This window comes from Polaribacter litoreus (genome assembly GCF_054584775.1).
On sequence record NZ_JBTLRD010000002.1, the window covers coordinates 75,914 to 94,301 of the forward strand.

The window sequence follows — 18,388 nt, forward strand, 5'->3', positions numbered from 1 at the left end:
GGCAAAGCACTGTTTGTATTATCTTTTAGATATAGAGTTGTTAGATATTGTTCTTTGTCTTGTGCATTTAAACCTTCCTTTTTCGAAAGTTCTTAATTGTTGATGCTTTGTTTTTCTACCTTGTACTCTTTTCCTCCACATTCTAAAGCTTGATGGCTTCATTTCTCTTCGCATCAAATTGATTACTTCTTGTTCTTTCAATCCAAACTGAAATTGAATGGATTCGAAAGTTGTTCTGTCTTCCCAAGCCATTTCAATAATTCTGTCAATTTCAATTTCATTTAATTTCTTCATCTAGTAGAATTCGTATAATTTGTCGTTTTCTATTTTTAAATCAATAATTTTGTCGAGAAATTTTTTGTTTTCTTTCATTAGCTTATTGTTTTTGAAACGAACAAAATTCCCATGCGCGTGAATACTAAATCCGCTTGTTTTATAAATATGTAATTGATAAGTTGGTATTGCCCAACTAAAGTTTTGCAATCCTTTATTTATATGAACAATAATGCCTTTTTCTCTAATTTCTATATTACCATAATTGATATCAGAGACTGTATTCATATACTTTAGAAAACCTGGGCTAACAGTGTCAATCATCATTCTTTTAGAACCAACACCACCTAATTTAATTGCTTTAAAAAAAGAATAAGGCTTGCCTAACAAGTCGTTAAATATGGCGTCTGCTTCTTTGTTTGTATGTGTTGTGTTGTAAATCATAATTACTTCAAATATAAGAATGTTTAACTTATTTTAAAAAAGGTTAAACACAAATTAACAAAACATTATGAATCTATAAGATCTTGACTTTTTTAGTCTGTAAGTAGCTGATTTCTATCAGATAAAGTATGCTTTTTTAAGATTCTTTTATTTTCTAGAAGTACATCAAGTCTTTTTTTCATATTAAAGAGAATTTCGCTAGCTTTTTTACGAGCAGACGATCCATTTACAATAGGCAAAGGATAATCTTCTCCCAAAGTAAAGTTATTAAATTGCTGATCTAAAGGCGTCATTAAATATGGTTCATGAATAAAAGGTAAGGGCAATTTTGCCAACTCAGGAACCCATTTTTTAATAAAAACAGCATCTGCATCATGCTCTAAACTATTTTTAACGGGGTTATAAATACGCACGTTGTTAATGCCTGTTTCTGCTGCTTGCATTTGTAATTGCGGAAAATGTATACCAGGTTCAAAATCTAAAAATTGCTGCGATAAATGGTGGGTAGCAGCTTGCCAAGGTTGCCATAAAATATGAGTAAAAAATGAAACAAGTAAAGATCGCATTCTAAAATTTAAATATCCAGTTTCTACTAGGCAACGCATAGAAGCATCTACCAAAGGGAAACCAGTTTTGCCTTCTTTCCAAGCTTTTTGGTAACTTAAAGAAATACTTTTTTTTAGTTTATGGTAGCCTTTATTTATGCTAGCTTCTTCCATAGTATGCTCCATTTCAAATTTTTGTATAAAATGAGCTTGCCAGCGTAATCTAGATATAAATGCACCCAAAGAGCGTTTGTTTTTTTCAGTTTTATGTGCCAGTGCTTTTTGATAAACTTGGCGAATAGAAAGGTTTCCCCATGCAATATAAGGTGATAATCTGCTTGAACTTATTCTAGATAATGCTGGTTTAGAAATATGATACATATATTCTTTATGCCTTTCTTTAAAAAAACTATCTGCATATTTCCAAGCTGTTTTTGTACCTCCTTTTTGAAAAAAAGGATGTTTTACTGTAGTTAGATTTGTGGTAAAAAAACTTTGTTCTATCGTCTTAAATTCATCTAGAGTAATACATTGTTTGGGCTTTATTTGATATGTAAATTGGGGCGAACTCATATAATCATCCCATTTGTCAAACCAATCTTCTCTATTTAATAAACCTCTTAAAACGCCATTATTATTGTTTTCTACCCAATTAATTGTGTTGTTTCTGCAGTATCTAGCAAAATCTCTGTCTCTATTATATGTAATTAGTAAACCTGTTTCTTGATGCGAAAAAACGGTATCAATCTTATAATAATTTTGTAGTTGATTAAACGCAGTAATTACCTCAGTAGTAACTGAAAGTACTTTTGTATTGTATTTTTGTAAATCGTCATTAAGATCTGTAATAGATTGTTTTATAAAATCCCAATGGCGCTCTGAGTAATGAGGATCGTTCATTAAAGAATTTTCAAAAACATATAAAAATAATACACGTTTGTCTGATTTTAAAGCATTTTTTATCGCTTCATTATCTTGCAAACGCAAATCTCGTTTTAACCAAACTACATTTATTTTTTCTCTATCAGCCATTGTCTAATTCTTTAAAAAATTGTTTCGCATTTTTAAAATGCACTTCTTTTTTTTCTTGATTCATCTTGTCAAAAGTTCTAATTAGCATTCCTAATCTTGGGTTACTTAAAAAAAAGTCTCTGTGTTTGTCCATAAACGTCCAAAACAAACCATCCCAAGTTTGTTGCCAATCGCCTTTTTTGTAATTACTCATTTTCATAATGTAATTACTACTGCTTATGTAAGGTTTTGTGCTCATCATTCCACCATCTGCAAACAGACTCATTCCGTAAACGTTTGGCACCATTACCCAATCGTATGCATCAATAAAAAGCTCCATAAACCACTGGTACACTTCATCTGGGTCAAATTCGCACAATACCATAAAGTTGCCTAAAATCATTAAACGTTCTATATGATGTGCATAAGCGGTTTTATTTACTTTTTTGATGACATCGTCTACAGGCTGAATTCCAGTTGTTCCATCATAAAACGATTTTGGAATTTTTCTAGAGAATTTCCAAAAATTTTTGGTGCGTTCTTCAGTTCCTTTTGCTTCATAAACTCCTCTTATAAATTCTCGCCAACCCAAAATTTGACGTACAAATCCTTCAGTAGAATTGATAGGGATATCATTTTTATTAGCATATTCAATGGCCAATTCAATGACTTTTTTAGGATGCAACAAACCCACATTAATTAAAGGCGATAATAAACTATGATTCAAAAAATGTTCTTCTCTCACTATAGCATCTTCATAAGCACCGAATTCGTGAAATCGAATTTCAAAAAATTGTGTTAACCATTTTTCTGCAGACTCAAAATCAATTGGATAGACTGCAAAATCATTCAGTTTTCCGTAATTATCTGCAAAGTTTTCGTGTACATATTTTGCAGCTTCTTTATGATAATTTGTATGTTTAGGAAAGTGAATTATTGGTGGCGTTTTTCCTTTCGGATATTTTTTTCTGTTTTCGTCATCAAACGTCCATTTACCCCCAGTAGGATTTTTACCATCCATTAAAATAGCTCTTTCTTTTCGTTCATTTTTGTAAAATGAAGTTTGAAAAAATTTCTTTTTGGTAGGTTTAAAAAAGGATGATAATTTTTCTTTACTGTTGATGAATAATGGATTATTGTACCAAATTATCTCAAGCCTGCCTTTAGATTGATGAATGTGTTTTTCTAGCCAATTGTCTGTAGGATCTATAATATGGATTTTAGAAACGCCATCATCAGCTAATTTTGGCAGTAGTTTTCGAATATCACTCAACTCGTCTATGGCATCAATATAACGTACTTTTTTGTCTTGTTTGATGAGATAATTTTCATAAGCTTTCATGCTGGCTCTATGAAATGCAATTTTTTGTTGATGGAATTTATACTGATTGAAAAACAAATATTCTTCAATTAATATAATGTCATCAACCGTTTCTAAAACATCACTCGTTTTAAAAATTTGATGTGGAAAAATAATATGTACTTCAGTAATATTCATACTAAAACAAGGTTTTTTCTAACCATAAATTTCTAAATTTATGATTGCTGTCATAACGTTCTGCTTGCAGTTGTGTGTTAAATTTTCGATCTCTTGGGTCATTGCCCACTCCAGCCACATACATCCAATTGCCATAATTGCTATGTACGTCATAATCTAATAAAAGCGATTCGAAATAAGCTGCTCCAATTCGCCAATCTTGCAAGAGTTCTTTTGCAAAATACGAAGCCACATTTTGCCTGCCTCTGTTGCTCATCCATCCAGTTTCTTTGAGTTCTGTCATATTGGCATTTACAAAATCATCTTTTGTTTTTCCATGTATCCAACTTTGAATGATATATTGATCTGTATTCCAATGATATTCTCTTTCTAAAATTCCGCCAATTTTAAAGATGTTGTTGTTGTATTTTAGAGAAATGTATTTGAAAAAATCTCTCCAAATTAACTCAAAAATCACCCAATAGGTAGACTGATTTTTATCAAATTCGGTTTCGTATTTTTTTATTTGATGATAAATGGTTTTGGCAGATAGGCTTCCGTTTGCCAACCAAGGAGAAAATTTTGTAGCATAATCGAGCCCAACCAAACCATTTCTTGTTTTTTTGTAAAAACTGACTTTTTTACTTTCAAATAAGTAATAATTCAATCGTTGTAAAGCTTCAGTTTCTCCGCCTTTAAATGGAAAAGCAGTTTTATTCGGTATTGTAAAATCTTCAAAACCTAAATCACTAAGAGTTGGAATTGTAGTTGGATTATCAATTTTATGATGTTCAGGAAGTTTGGAAATCTCAACTTCATCTAAAATTGCAACGTACTTTTCTAATTTTTTTCGAAAACCCGTAAAAACATTAGGAATGTTGCTAAAGTTTTTAGAAACCGTATTTGGGTGATATAAAAATTGATCATAATCTTCTATAAAATCAATCTTTGGAATCGATTTTTTTACAGCTTCATTCGTGTTAATTTCTTCTTGAGTCCATTCTTTTTGAGTGTAGATGGCATCCACAGAAAATTCATCACACAATTGTTTTAATTTATTTTCTGGAGGATCAAAATAGGTGAGGAGTGTAATGTTTAATTTAGCCAAACTTTGTTGCAAATCAGTAATGGTTTCAAGCAAAAATTTGGCTCTAAATTTTGCAGTTTTTTGAAATCCGAATTCATCCAAAGAAAAATATTTAGGATCAAAAAAATAGACCGCAATTGTCTTTTCGTTTTCAGTTACTGCTTTTTGTAAAGAACAATTATCTCTTGTTCGTAAGTTATTACGAAACCAAACTAATCCTACTTTTTTTTGTTGCTGCTGCATTTTTTACTACAATATTTAACGTTTTCCCAATTCTTTTCCCACTTTTTTCGCCAAGTAAAAGGTCTTTCACAAACGATGCATATTTTTGTGGGTAAATGTTGTTTTTTCAAAAAATTACACTTTTACAATTTTGTTAATCATCCCATTAAAAATAAACCAATGAAAAGGCACAACAGCATACCAATACAATCTGCCAGCCAAACCTGTGGGCCTAAAAGTTGCGGTTTGGTGTAGTTTGCCATCTTCAATATTAAATTCTAGCCAAGCCTCTCCTGGTAAAATCATTTCTGCATAGAGTAGGAGTTTACCCTTTTCTTTATCCGCATAAATAACTCGCCAAAAATCTAAAGCATCACCAGCATTGAGTTCTGTTGGGTGTCTTCTGCCTCTACGCAAGCCTGCACCACCAAAAAACTGATCTAAAAAGCCTCTTATTTTCCAGAGAAAGGTTCCATAATACCAGCCAGTTTCGCCACCAATTGCCCAAATTTTGTCTAAGGTTTTAGCCCTGTCTTTTACTTTACGTTTCTTAAAATCTTTAAAACAACCAAATTTTGGAACATTGATAAACTCACCAACATAGTTTTTTAATTTTCCACTACTTACATAAGAATCTTTCCAACTCGAAACAATGCTATTTTGTTCAATTTTTTTAAAAGCTAATTTTACAGCCTGTTTATATGTCATTGGCTCAACATCTAAAATTTGATTGATGTTACTTTTTTTACCAATAACCTCTACACCCATAGAATTAACCAAAGAACTTGCTAGTTTGTATGAGGTTGATGTAACAAAATACAGCCAGTATGAAGATAATTTTGGGGTCATTACAGGAACTGTTATAATTGATCGTTTTAGTTTTCTTACATCTGCAAACTGCAATAACATGGTTTTATAAGTCAGTACTTCTGGCCCAAAAATATCATAAGAAGTATTGTACAAATCTTTTTGACCAAGTGCCTTGTGTAAAAAGGCCAACACATCTCTAATTGATAAGGGTTGGGTTTTGGTATTTAACCATTTAGGCGCAATCATTGCTGGCAGTTTTTCTACCAAATCTCTAATAATTTCGAAAGAGGAACTCCCTGAACCTACTATAATTCCCGCTTTAAAAGTAGTTAAAGCATAATTATTAGACCTTAAGGTGTTTTCTACATTTTTTCTTGATAATAAGTGTTTAGAGAGTTTTGTGTCGTTGGTAATTCCGCTTAAATAAATAACTTGTTTTATAGTGGTAGTTTCAGCAAATCGTTTAAAATTAAATGCGCATTTTTCTTCTAAAACATGAAACTCTTTTGCAGAATTAGACATAGAATGAATTAAATAATACGCAACATCTATATCTTTAGGAATTACTTTTAATGAGTTTGCATCTAAAAAATCAGCTTCAATTAGTGTGATGTTTTGTTGCTCTTTATAGTAATTTTCAGCTCTTTTTTTGTCTCTTACAGGGCATACGATTTTATGGCCATCATTTAATAAAAGTGGTATTAAACGTTTACCTATATAACCTGTTGCACCTGTTACGAGTATTTTCATATATTTTTTGTGGCTTTTGGTCTTTGGTAAGAAAGTTGTTTTTTAAATTGAGGAATAGCATAAGTATCTAACCCATTTATGGTAACCACTTTACCTTTTGATAGGTTAATTAACCCATCTTCTTGTAATAGTTCGTTTTTTACATATAATTCTTGAATTTGAGCAACAACAAGCATTACATCATTAGAAGGTACGTAAATTTCTTCTATAAACTTCATTGCCATTTGAACTGGTGCATTTTTTACAAAAGGCGCTTTAAAATTTCCTTTGAATTCGGGTTCTAAATTGGTCATATCAAATTCTGAAATAGCATCAGGATATTTTGCTGAGGTATGATGCGCATCTTCAAAAACATCTTCCCAAATATGATTTATGGTAAAATACCCTGTGTCTTTTAAGTTTTTATGTGTATTTCTAGGCACTGTAGTTGGTCTTAAAATAAAACCTAATGTTGGTGGGTTTGAGCCTAAATGAGTTACAGAGCTAAACACGGCTACATTGGTATTGCCATCCTCAGAAATTGAGCCTAAAAGATTTGCCGATTTAAAACCAGAGCAACTATTAATTAAGTTGATTCTGTAAATTTTGTTGAGTTTGTATATGTCTTGATTGCTAAAGAATTGCATTGTGTTGCTTTATATATACACAAAGATACAAATTGTTTAACTTATGATGTTTTAAGTTAAACAAAAAAAGCCGTTAAAGTTTCTATAGACGTTTATAAAAAAAATAAGGCTGTCTAAAAAGTAGTAAAACTTGTCATTTTAAATGTAATTGAGCAATCTTAATTTTTGATAATCAATTGTATAGTTTTTTTTTGCACAACTAGATTCTCTTTAAAATACCATTTCTAAAAAAGATTTTACCAAATACTTTATCGTTAAAATTTTTTTCTGTTGATGGCCATCATTCTAGTTTAAGAACTGATTTCTGCAACTCAATAAGAAGACTGTAAAAACTAAATCAGAGTAGTAATTATCCATATGTTTAGGTATTTAACTTTACTTTCACTCTTTTCGTTTTCTATTTTGTTTGTTAGGTAATGAAGTATTAGAAATGCGATATTTTTTATAAAATCGGCTAGATTAAAAAAAAATCAATAGTTTTAGAATCAGAAAATCAAAAGCATAATAATTTTAGTTAATTAAGTGTGATAACCTTTGATTTACTAAATTTTGTGCTTTTTTATTATTAAAATCTGAGTTCGTCTTAAGCACTGCTGTTTGTGAATTAGATTACCATTTTATTATTTATAACGAATGTCTTTTCAACTCAAATGGAAAAATCTTGGTAGTATTTTGATACTGTTTGCTTCACGAGCTATTTTCAAAAAATATTTTATTTCAGTAATTTTTAAAAAGATAACAATTTTAATTTCAAGCAAATAAACCTTTTTAAACCCAAAAGTTACATCTAAAATACCTTAAACACCGTAGTTAAATACGGTAAATACACTATTTACTCCCTTTTATTTCAGAAGTATTTTTGGAGTGTTAATTCATCCTACTTAAAAAAATACAGAACAGTATTCATTTCGCATTCTTTTCTAGGATGAATTAACAATTTAGAAATGGATGCTGTTTTAATTGTTGTCACTTTTAGTTGTGTTCTAAAATATTTACATGGTTACAGTTTCTAAGGACATTAAAAAAAAATGAAAAAGAATTTTAAAGAGTGATAAAAGGAAAATCTATTGAATAAGATTTGAATTTTTTGAAACAGCATAATTAAAATTTACAATAACATTTTAAATGAAGAGATATGAAAAGAAAATTAATAGTAGTATTTAATTTAGTAGTAACCACAATAGCTTTTGCTCAAATTGAGTTGGTTAAAGATATTAATGAAGGGAATAAAGATAGTTTTTCAACAAACTTTATTACTTATAAAAATCAGGTTTATTTTACAGCTTCGCAAAATTTTAGCAATTATTTGTTTAAATATTCTAATGGCATTGTAGAACTGGTAAAAGACCAAAATAACAATGAGGTAAAATCCTCTAATAAACCATTAGAATTTAATGGTATGCTTTATCTTAATGCTAGAATTAATAATGTTCAAGGTGCTTATGCTTTTGATGGTGATAATTTTACACTTTTAACAGAAACTTATTTTTATAAACCACAAGTACTCAATAATAAAATATTCTTTTACAATCAATTTAATTCCTTCGATTTTACTTTATGGTCTACAGAGGGTACACAAGCCAATACAAATAAGTTCTTAGACATACAAGTATATAGTTTTTTAGGATCAGGTTACGAAAACATGGTTATTGGAAATAAACTATTCTTTGTAGCTAAAAATTCCGAATCAGGAAGAGAACTTTGGGTTACAGACGGCTCTGTTTCTGGTACAAAATTGGTAAAAGACATCAATTCAGGTGCTTCAGGATCTGATCCTAAAGATTTTTTTAGTGCAACTGACGGTAAAATGTATTTTACTGCAGAAACTACAGAGTATGGTAGAGAGTTATATGTAACAGATGGCACAGAGAACGGAACATTTATGTTAAAAGATTTTTACGAAGGAACATCAGGTGGCGATTTTTATCTAGAAGAGCTAAATAGTACTATTTTTATCACTAAAAAAGATGGAACAACTGATGTGTTGTTTTCTTCGGATGGAACTACAGCCGGAACCAATGCTATTGACAGCTCAATAAAAAGTGAAAAGTTACTAAAAGTACATAATGGACTTCTTTTTTTTGAAGGCGCTTTAACAGGACAAAATGAAAACTTATTGGTAACTGATGGTACTTTAAACGGAACAAGAGTATTAAAAAGTAATCTTAATTTTGAGAGTTTAGAGATGTTTCCTTACAAAGACGATCTTTATTTTAGAGGAAATGAAGGTGATGACGTTGAGCTCTGGAAAACAGACGGAACAGAATCAGGTACTACTAAAGTTATAGATATAGATAATGATAGTGCCCTAGATGGATCTTTTCCTTTTTATTTTTCAATTTTTAAAGATGAATTATATTTTGTTGCTACTCAATTTGGCAATACTGGTACTGAACTCTGGAAAACAGATGGAACAGAATCGGGTACACAAATTATTCAAGATTTAACTCAAGGAGCTGGAAATACAATGTTCTATGAATTTTATCCAACAGCCAATGAATTATTAATAAACTTAGAACAAAGTAGCGATTTAGGAAGAGAACTTTATAAATATGTAGGTAGTAATACAGTGTCTGTAAGTGAGTTTAAACTAAATCAAATTCAAATATACTTCACTGATCAACTGTATATTAAAGGGCTAAAAGATGTAAAAGCAAGTTTAAAAATTTATGATATTCTGGGTAAAGAAATAGTATATCAACCTCAAATATCATCCAAAGCAAACCGAGTTAGTTTTTATGCATCTAAAGGTGTTTATATGGTTAATTTGTTTTTAGATACAGGAGAGTTAATCAGTAAAAAAATTATAATTCAATAAAAAATAGGTTGTCTGAAAAGTATTAAAACTTGTCATTTAGACTGTAATGAAGAAATCTTATTTATTGAAAATCAAACGTATATATTTTTCGATGCTCCTCGAAATTACATATAACGCTAACCATCAGACAGCCTCTTTTATTTTATGTTTACGGCTAGGTATTTTGCTTTTGTACATTTTCTTTCCATTTCGTTCATGAGAATCACTTTTTGCCTACACTTGTTTAACTTCAATTATTTTAACAGGACACGCTTTTTTGGCTTCTAAAGAAGTATCAAAAATAGATTCATCAAAAGATTTTATAGTAAAAAAGCCTTTCTTTTCTGTAGCATGTAACAACACAGATTTTCCATCTTTTTTAGACATTTGAAACTGTTCTGGTGCAACCTCTACGCAGTAATTGCAACCAATACATTTGTTTCTTTGTAAGGTAATTACAACCATTAGTTTTTAGCAAATTCTGTTTTTACAATTTTGTACAACTTATCAGATCTTCTAATCCTAAAATCTAATTTCATAGTAACTTCATCGCCTTTGGTTGCTTTTTCTGATGGTTTATCATTTACAAACATTTGCTTTAATTCCATTTCTTTTGCACCTGTTGTTGGGCCAGTAATTAAAATGGTATCGCCAATAGTTACATCGTAAGCATCAATTTTAAACTGACCAATTTTGGCTTTATCAAAATAATGTTCTCCTTTACCTAAATACACTTTCTTTTGTGTTGCGTTAGAGCTCGAATTTTTACTCCATTCGCCCAATTTCTGACCTAAATAATAACCATTCCAAAAACCACGATTGTATACTTTTTCTAATTCTTGCATCCAAGAAATTACTTTTTCCTTATCGTAAGTTCCTGCAGCTAAACTATCAATGGCAGCTCTGTAACATTTAATTACTTTGGCAACATATTCTGGTGCTCTTCCTCTTCCTTCAATCTTCAAAACTTTGATACCTGCATCTGCAACTTGATCTAAAAAATCTATGGTACACAAATCTTTTGGAGACATAATATATTCATTATCCAACTCCATTTCAAAACCCGTTTCTTGATCAATAACTGTATATTTTTTTCTGCAATTTTGTTTACACGCTCCTCTATTTGCAGATGAATTTGACGAGTGCAAACTCATATAACACTTACCAGAAACAGCCATACACAAAGCTCCGTGACCAAAAATTTCAATTTCTATCAATCTTCCTGAAGGTCCTTTTATTTGCTCTCTTTCTATAGTCTCTGTAATCTTTTTTACTTGACGCAAACTCAATTCTCTACTCAACACAATAGTATCTGCAAAAAGTGCATAAAACTTAACTGTTTCAATATTTGTTATATTGATTTGTGTTGATATATGCACTTCCATTTGTTGCTCTCTTGCCATAGAAATTACAGCCTGATCCATAGCAATTACAGCTGTAATGTTTGCTTCTTTAGCTCTTTTTATCAATGTTTTTACAATTGATAAATCGTGATCATAAACAATAGTATTTAAGGTAAGATACGTTCTTACGTCTTTTTCTGAACATCTTTTTGCAATCTCTTCTAAATCATCTAAAGTAAAATTTATAGAAGCTCTTGCACGCATATTTAGTTGTTCTACTCCAAAATAAATAGAATCACAACCATTGTCTAAGGCAGCTTGTAAACTTTCGAAGTTTCCTGCAGGCGCCATTAATTCGATTTTTTGCATGATTTTATTTTTTAATTTTTGAACAACAAAGCTATTTTGTGCTTTATAGTTTTATTTAATAAGATTTTATTTCCCATAATGATATCGACAAGCAGCAATAAATAACTGTTCATTTTCATATTTATATACTAATCTATGTTCAGATGTTATTCTTCTAGACCAATAACCTTGTAAATCTCCTTTTAAAGCTTCTGGCTTTCCAATACCTTCAAAAGGTGTTCTCATACAACTTTTAAGAAGCTCATTAATTCGTTTTACAAGTTTTTTATCAACTTTTTGCCAGTATAAGTAATCATTCCAAGAAGAAATAGACCAAATTAATTTCATCTATTCATTTAATTCTTTTTCTATCCCTTTATCAGCCTCTAATTCTTTAATAGAATTTAATAAAACATCTCTGTTTTTACCCGTAAGTAAATAAGTAGTTTCTTTTAGTGAGTTATATTCATCTAGTGAAATTAAAACCAAGTCTTTGCCTCCTTTACGTTTAATAACAACATCGCTAACATCATTAAAAACCTTATCGAACCAATATTTTAAATTAGATCGAAAATCTGTATAATTTACTATTTCCATACTTCAAATATATAAAAAAGAACTTGTTTAAGTACGTTTGTGTTTATTTTTTGAATTTTAGAACTTCAGAACGCCCTTTCTTAAAAATCTTATTGCTATTGGCTTTGCCTTTTCGTAGTTCTTTTTGCTCTTCGTAAGACAAATGGATAATTTCTTGACAATCTGTAGAACAGGTGTTTTCCATTTTTTCTGAGCAATCATCACACTGAATAAATAATAAATGGCAACCTTCGTTAGCACAGTTGGTGTGTGTATCGCAAGGCTTACCACATTGATGGCAATTGGCAATTACATCATCAGAAATTTTCTCTGCTCTTCTATGATCAAAAACAAAATTTTTACCAATAAATTTATTTTCAATTCCTTCTGATTTTACCTGACGTGTGTATTCTATAATTCCGCCTTCTAACTGAAACACATTTTTAAAACCTTTGTGTTTGTAATAAGCTGATGCTTTTTCGCAACGAATTCCGCCAGTACAATACATCAATAAATTTTTATCTTCTTTATGATCTTTTAAATCGGCTTCAATAATATCTAAAGAATCTCTAAATGTATCTACATCAGGAGTTACAGCACCATCAAAATGACCAATTTCACTTTCGTAATGGTTACGCATATCTACACAAACTGTATCCGGATTTGCCAACATTTCATTAAATTCTTTTGCATTTAAATGCACACCTTTATTAGTAACATCAAAAGTTTCGTCATTTAAACCATCTGCCACAATTTTATTTCTAACTTTTACTTTTAACTTTAAGAAAGATTTATTGTGTTGTTCTATAGCTATATTTAAGCGAATATCCTTTAAAAAAGCAATACGATCTAATTGATCTTTTAAAGCGTATAAATTTTCTGAAGGCACAGATAATTGTGCATTAATACCTTCGTAAGACACATAAATTCTACCCAAAACGTCTAAAGCATTCCACTCTAAAAATAATTTATCTCTAAGGATTTGAGGGTTTTTGATATGATGATATTGATAAAAAGAAATTGTGAGTCGGTCTTTACCAGCCTCATCAATTAAAGCAGCACGTTCTTTCGCGCTTAATTTATTGTACAGTTGCATGCTATACTAATTTTTTTAAGCTGAAATTATACACATTGCTTATTGCAATGCAATTCAGAATGGTTAAATAATAATTTTTGCAAATGTAGGTAATTCTTTAAAATACCAATAATGCAATTTTAACTTTCTAAAAATCAATATAAACACAACTAAAACGTTTTCTTAAAAAATTATAAAACCTAACTTTTATCATGTTTTATTATTCTTATCTCACCTAAATTTGATGTGTAGTTAAGAAATACATAAAACATTAAATACATAAAGTCATGCAATTAGAAGAAATCACCTTAGAAAAACCACAAGACAACAATTTTAAAGAAGGAATTTGGAACACAAAAATCAATGTTAGAGATTTTGTTTTCAAAAATATTACTCCTTATTACGGAGATGATAAATTTTTAGTTGGCCCAACACAAAAAACGGAAAAACTTTGGGAAGTTTGTAAAAAAGAATTACAACAAGAACGACAAAATAACGGGTTACATTCTGTAGATACAGAAACCATTTCTGGTGTTGCCAATTTTGGTGCAGGTTATATTGATAAAGAAAATGAAGTTATTGTTGGTTTACAAACTGATGGCTTACTAAAAAGAGCTATGAAACCTTTTGGAGGTTATAAAGTAGTCCAAAAAGCATTACAAGAACATGGCTTAAAACCAAGTGAAGAAATTAATGAATTATTTACCAAATACGTAAAAACGCACAATGATGGTGTGTTTGATGCCTATAATGCAGAGATTCGTAAATTCCGTTCTTTAGGATTTTTAACAGGATTACCAGATAATTATGCACGTGGTAGAATTATTGGAGATTACAGACGTGTAGCGTTATATGGTATTGATAAATTGATTGAAACCAAGCAAAGCGATCTTAACAATATTGATGGGCCAATGACAGATGCTGTTATTCGTTTAAGAGAAGAAGTTTCTGAACAAATAAGAGCGTTAAAAGATATGATTACGATGGGTAATCATTATGGATTAGAGTTAAATCGTCCTGCAGAAAATGCTCAAGAAGCGGTTCAATGGACCTACATGGCGTATTTAGCAGCTGTAAAAGAACAAGATGGGGCAGCAATGTCTTTAGGTAATGTATCAACTTTTTTAGATATTTTTATTGAAAAAGATTTGGAAGCTGGCGTTATCTCTGAAAACGAAGCGCAAGAATACATCGATCAATTTGTGATGAAATTAAGAATGGTACGTCACTTACGTATGGCTGCCTATGATGAAATTTTTGCTGGAGACCCAACTTGGATTACTGAAGCAATTGGTGGTATGTTAAACGATGGAAGAACAAAAGTAACCAAAACTGCATACCGTTTCTTAAACACCTTATACAATTTAGGGCCATCACCAGAACCAAATATTACAGTATTATGGTCGCCAACATTACCACAAAACTTTAAAAATTTCTGTGCAAAAGTATCTATTGACACCTCTTCAATTCAGTTTGAAAATGACGATTTAATGAGAAACTTAAGAGGTTCTGATGATTATGGAATTGCATGTTGTGTTTCTTACCAAGAAATTGGAAAACAAATTCAGTTTTTCGGAGCAAGAACCAATTTAGCTAAAACCTTGTTATTAGCCATTAATGGAGGTAGATGCGAAATAACAGGTAAACAAATGGTTAAAGGTATTGAACCTTGCGATTGTGAAGTGTTAGACTTTGATAAAGTAATGAAAAACTTTAAAGTAGCCATGACAGAAGTGGCAAGAGTATATAATGATGCCATGAACATTATTCACTACATGCATGATAAATATTACTACGAAAAAGCACAAATGGCGTTAATTGATACCAATCCAGATATTAATATTGCTTATGGTATTGCAGGTTTATCTATTGTAGCAGATTCTTTATCAGCCATAAAATATGCAACAGTAAAACCTATTAGAAATGAAGAGGGGTTAACTGTAGATTTTGAAATTAATGGTGAGTTTCCTAAATATGGTAATGATGATGATAGAGTAGATGTTTTTGCTCACAATGCTGTAGCAGATTTTAACAACGAATTGAAAAAGTTAAAAGTATATAAAGATGCAGAGCCAACAATGTCTGTATTAACCATCACTTCTAATGTAGTATATGGTAAGAAAACAGGAGCAACTCCAGATGGCAGAGCTAAAGGAATTCCTTTTGCACCAGGAGCAAACCCTATGCATGGTAGAGATACCAATGGTGCAATTGCATCTTTAAACTCTGTTGCAAAAATTGATTATAAAGATTCTCAAGACGGAATCTCTAACACGTTCTCAATTGTTCCTAAATCTTTAGGATCTACCCAAGAAGACAGAGTAGACAATTTAGTAGCTGCCTTAAATGGTTATTTTGATCATGGAGCACAACACTTAAATGTAAATGTGTTAGACAAAGAAACTTTATTAGATGCTATGGAACACCCAGAAAATCACCCACAATTAACTATTAGGGTTTCTGGATATGCTGTTAATTTTATTAGATTAACAAAAGAACAACAAATGGAAGTTATTTCGCGTTCGTTCCACGAGTCTATGTAGTCTTTTATGTATTTTTCTTAAAGGGATTCAAAAAATAAAATTTACTCGTTGTAGAGTTCGTTTATCAACAAGTATAAACATTTTAAGTATTTTTTGAGTCCCTTTCTTTTCATTAAAAATTTTTATTATCAAAACAAAAGAAAACATATTAAACGTACATTCTATCGAGTCTTTTGGTACACATGATGGCCCAGGAATTCGAATGGTTGTTTTTTTACAAGGTTGTAAATTAAAGTGCCAATATTGCCATAATCCAGACACTATAGATACGCATGGAGGCAAAGAAATGCATATAGAAGATCTGGTTAAAAAAGCGGTAAACATGAAATCTTATTTTGGAGACAAAGGTGGAGTAACCGTTTCTGGTGGAGAACCTGTTTTACAAGCTAAAAATTTAATTCCCTTTTTTAAACGATTAAAAGAAGAAGGCATTCATACCAATTTAGATACTAATGGTCGTGTTTTAAATCATCCAGTGATGGAATTGCTAGACAACTATACAGATTTGGTGATGCTAGACATTAAGCACATGACAGAAGAAGGTTTTCGAAAAATCACAGGAAAACAAAATAAAGAAACCACCTTTAATTTTGCCAAACACAGAGAAGCATCTGGAAAAAAAATGTGGCTGCGTTATGTTTTAATTCCAGAAATTACAAACACCCCAGAATTACTGCATCAATTAGGTAACTATTTTAAAGACTATACCTCTATTGAACAAATAGAGTTACAACCTTACCACAAATTAGGCATTCATAAATGGGAAGCTTTAGGCTGGGAATATGAATTAAAAGATGCTAGAGAAAATACAGCAGAAGAATTAGAAGAAGCTTCAAACATTTTAAGTAACTACTTTACAAAGGTAAAAATCAATTGATTTTTTAAACCTATTTCCAAAAATATCGTATGAAAACATACAAAGAAGAACATCAACCTGCTTCAGAATTTAAAACTAGAACAGCATATTTAGAAAATGAACTAAAAATCATGAAACCCAGAAGGTTTAAATTAAATCTTCCAGGTAGAGACTTTAAGTTTGAATGGGAAGATTTAGTACCAGCATTAGCAGGAACCTTAGGAATCATTGCCATGTATTCTTCTGTAATGATGGCTTGGGCTGAAGGCCTTACTAATGCTTGGGATCATATTACTTTAGGGAAAGAATTTGCTATAGAAGTTTCTAGAGTAGAAATGATTATCCCTGCATTTCTATTTGTTATTCTAGCCTCTGGTTTTTTTAATCCAAGAGCCAATTTAGCTGGTAATCATGGCCCTATGATTCCATTAATTGCAAGTATTGCTTTAGCTGGTGCACATCCTTTAGCCTTAGCTATTTTAATTGGTGTGTTTGGGTTAGTACTCAGCTTATTAAAAGGTGGGTCTCGTTTAGTAAATTTAACGAGTAAAGGTGTTGCTGGTGGTTTACTAATTTTCTTAGGATTTTCTGGAGCTCTCAGCCAAATTAAAACCATACAAAATTGGAGTATGGGGCTTACCACATCTTCTATAGAATTAGGTTCAATAGGATATCTAGGGCTTGTTATTTTAGCGGTTACGGTTTTGTTATACAGTTATTTAGCCAGAATAGACAAAAGATGGCTAGCTATTCCTTCTTGTGCTATTACTGCTTTGGCAATTGCTTTAATTGGTGGTGCAGGTTTCGATTTACAGTTTACAACAGAAATAGGATTACCCAATTTAAATCCTGCTTATTGGTGGGGCAGCACAGACGAAGGCTGGATGCTAGGTTTACCAAACACGCAGCATTTTGTGGCTTCTTTACCATTTGCCATTTTAGCTGTTGCCATGTGGTCTCCAGATTTTTTAGGACATCGTATTTTTCAAGAAATGAATTATCCTAAAAAAACCGAAAAAGTTTTAATGGATGTAGATGATACTATGACCATGTGTTCTATTCGTCAAATGGTAGGTACTGCTGTTGGTGGAGGAAATATTACCTCTTCTTGGGGAACGTATTTAATTCCTGCTGCTATCGCAAAAAGACCAATTCCTGCTGGTGCTATTTTATTAGGTATTATTGTAATTGCTGTAGCCGTTTTAGGAAGCCCTATGGATGTTGCAGTTTGGCCACCTGTTAGGTGTATTGCACTTTTAGTAGGTGTATTTTTACCAATGATTGAAGCCGGAATTCAAATGATAAAAGAAAGTGCTTCTGCACAAGCTGCAGGGATTTGTATATTTATGGCTATGGTAACCAACCCCGTAATTGCATGGGCTTTTGCTATGTTTTTAGATAATAATGGTTTAATTGGTGATAAATTAAGACCAAAAAATTTAAGTGTATTAGATAGGTTAATAATTCCTTTAAGCATTCTAGTCATTTGCATTGTTGCTGTCTTATCTGTTGGTATGTTTAAAAATATTTACGGTATAGATGCCTTTTTCTAAGTAAAGAATAAGCTTAAGAGTTTGTAAATTATATCAACTTGTTAAAAATTAA

Annotated in this window: 17 protein-coding genes; 4 read left to right on the forward strand and 13 right to left on the reverse strand. The window is 31.0% G+C overall.

Annotation, left to right across the window (positions count from 1 at the left end; translation table 11 throughout):
• Positions 1-18 precede the first annotated feature (18 nt).
• From ACW9UN_RS01540 to ACW9UN_RS01575, 8 genes are all read right to left on the reverse strand, one after another.
• Positions 19-294, reverse strand: coding sequence for a TIGR03643 family protein (locus ACW9UN_RS01540; RefSeq protein WP_459483263.1), 276 nt, complete (start codon positions 292-294; stop codon positions 19-21).
• The gene (locus ACW9UN_RS01545) at positions 295-717 is read right to left on the reverse strand and encodes a hypothetical protein (RefSeq protein WP_459483264.1); all 423 of its coding nucleotides are present in this window, start codon (positions 715-717) and stop codon (positions 295-297) included.
• Positions 718-809: 92 nt separating this feature from the next.
• Positions 810-2,294 carry a cryptochrome/deoxyribodipyrimidine photo-lyase family protein gene (locus tag ACW9UN_RS01550; protein WP_459483266.1) on the reverse strand — a complete coding sequence of 495 codons (1,485 nt, stop codon included), beginning with the start codon at positions 2,292-2,294 and terminating at the stop codon, positions 810-812.
• Positions 2,287-3,771: a cryptochrome/photolyase family protein gene (locus ACW9UN_RS01555; protein WP_459483267.1), complete on the reverse strand. Its 1,485-nt coding sequence runs from the start codon at positions 3,769-3,771 to the stop codon at positions 2,287-2,289. The genes ACW9UN_RS01550 and ACW9UN_RS01555 overlap by 8 nt, the downstream gene beginning before the upstream one ends.
• A 1-nt stretch (position 3,772) precedes the next feature.
• On the reverse strand, positions 3,773-5,080 hold the full coding sequence (locus ACW9UN_RS01560; protein ID WP_459483269.1) for a DASH family cryptochrome: 1,308 nt from the start codon (positions 5,078-5,080) through the stop codon (positions 3,773-3,775).
• Positions 5,056-5,190 carry a DUF2256 domain-containing protein gene (locus ACW9UN_RS01565; protein ID WP_397445838.1) on the reverse strand — a complete coding sequence of 45 codons (135 nt, stop codon included), beginning with the start codon at positions 5,188-5,190 and terminating at the stop codon, positions 5,056-5,058. The genes ACW9UN_RS01560 and ACW9UN_RS01565 overlap by 25 nt, the downstream gene beginning before the upstream one ends.
• A gap of 4 nt (positions 5,191-5,194) precedes the next feature.
• Positions 5,195-6,619 carry an SDR family oxidoreductase gene (locus ACW9UN_RS01570; RefSeq protein WP_459483271.1) on the reverse strand — a complete coding sequence of 475 codons (1,425 nt, stop codon included), beginning with the start codon at positions 6,617-6,619 and terminating at the stop codon, positions 5,195-5,197.
• Entirely contained in the window at positions 6,616-7,245 is a 630-nt protein-coding gene (locus ACW9UN_RS01575) for a flavin reductase family protein (RefSeq protein WP_459483273.1), read from the reverse strand. Before ACW9UN_RS01575 ends, ACW9UN_RS01570 begins: the two co-directional genes overlap by 4 nt.
• A gap of 1,135 nt (positions 7,246-8,380) precedes the next feature.
• On the opposite strand from ACW9UN_RS01575, the gene ACW9UN_RS01580 reads away from it, so the two are divergent.
• Positions 8,381-10,063 (forward strand): ELWxxDGT repeat protein, encoded by a 1,683-nt coding sequence (locus ACW9UN_RS01580; RefSeq protein ID WP_459483275.1) that lies wholly within the window; start codon positions 8,381-8,383, stop codon positions 10,061-10,063.
• 213 nt (positions 10,064-10,276) lie between these two features.
• On the opposite strand, the gene ACW9UN_RS01585 is transcribed toward ACW9UN_RS01580, so the two are convergent.
• From ACW9UN_RS01585 to trhO, 5 genes are all read right to left on the reverse strand, one after another.
• Complete coding sequence (locus tag ACW9UN_RS01585; protein WP_459483277.1) at positions 10,277-10,507, reverse strand: ferredoxin; 231 nt, start codon at positions 10,505-10,507, stop codon at positions 10,277-10,279.
• On the reverse strand, positions 10,507-11,754 hold the full coding sequence (locus ACW9UN_RS01590; protein ID WP_459483279.1) for a peptidase U32 family protein: 1,248 nt from the start codon (positions 11,752-11,754) through the stop codon (positions 10,507-10,509). Before ACW9UN_RS01590 ends, ACW9UN_RS01585 begins: the two co-directional genes overlap by 1 nt.
• Before the next feature lie 66 nt (positions 11,755-11,820).
• A complete protein-coding gene (locus tag ACW9UN_RS01595) occupies positions 11,821-12,081 on the reverse strand; it encodes a Txe/YoeB family addiction module toxin (RefSeq protein WP_459483281.1) in 261 nt (86 codons plus the stop codon).
• Positions 12,082-12,330 (reverse strand): type II toxin-antitoxin system Phd/YefM family antitoxin, encoded by a 249-nt coding sequence (locus ACW9UN_RS01600; RefSeq protein ID WP_459483283.1) that lies wholly within the window; start codon positions 12,328-12,330, stop codon positions 12,082-12,084.
• Between the two features lie 43 nt (positions 12,331-12,373).
• Positions 12,374-13,405, reverse strand: coding sequence for an oxygen-dependent tRNA uridine(34) hydroxylase TrhO (gene trhO, locus ACW9UN_RS01605; RefSeq protein ID WP_459483285.1), 1,032 nt, complete (start codon positions 13,403-13,405; stop codon positions 12,374-12,376).
• A 266-nt stretch (positions 13,406-13,671) separates the two neighbouring features.
• Here trhO and pflB point away from each other — a divergent pair, with 266 nt between their 5' ends.
• The 3 genes from pflB (at position 13,672) to ACW9UN_RS01620 (ending at position 18,336) form a co-directional block, all read left to right on the forward strand.
• Positions 13,672-15,927: a formate C-acetyltransferase gene (gene pflB / locus ACW9UN_RS01610; RefSeq protein WP_459483287.1), complete on the forward strand. Its 2,256-nt coding sequence runs from the start codon at positions 13,672-13,674 to the stop codon at positions 15,925-15,927.
• Positions 15,928-16,090: 163 nt separating this feature from the next.
• Positions 16,091-16,804 (forward strand): pyruvate formate-lyase-activating protein, encoded by a 714-nt coding sequence (gene pflA, locus ACW9UN_RS01615; protein WP_459483596.1) that lies wholly within the window; start codon positions 16,091-16,093, stop codon positions 16,802-16,804.
• Between the two features lie 29 nt (positions 16,805-16,833).
• Positions 16,834-18,336 (forward strand): DUF3360 family protein, encoded by a 1,503-nt coding sequence (locus ACW9UN_RS01620; RefSeq protein ID WP_459483289.1) that lies wholly within the window; start codon positions 16,834-16,836, stop codon positions 18,334-18,336.
• The last annotated feature ends 52 nt before the right edge of the window (positions 18,337-18,388 follow it).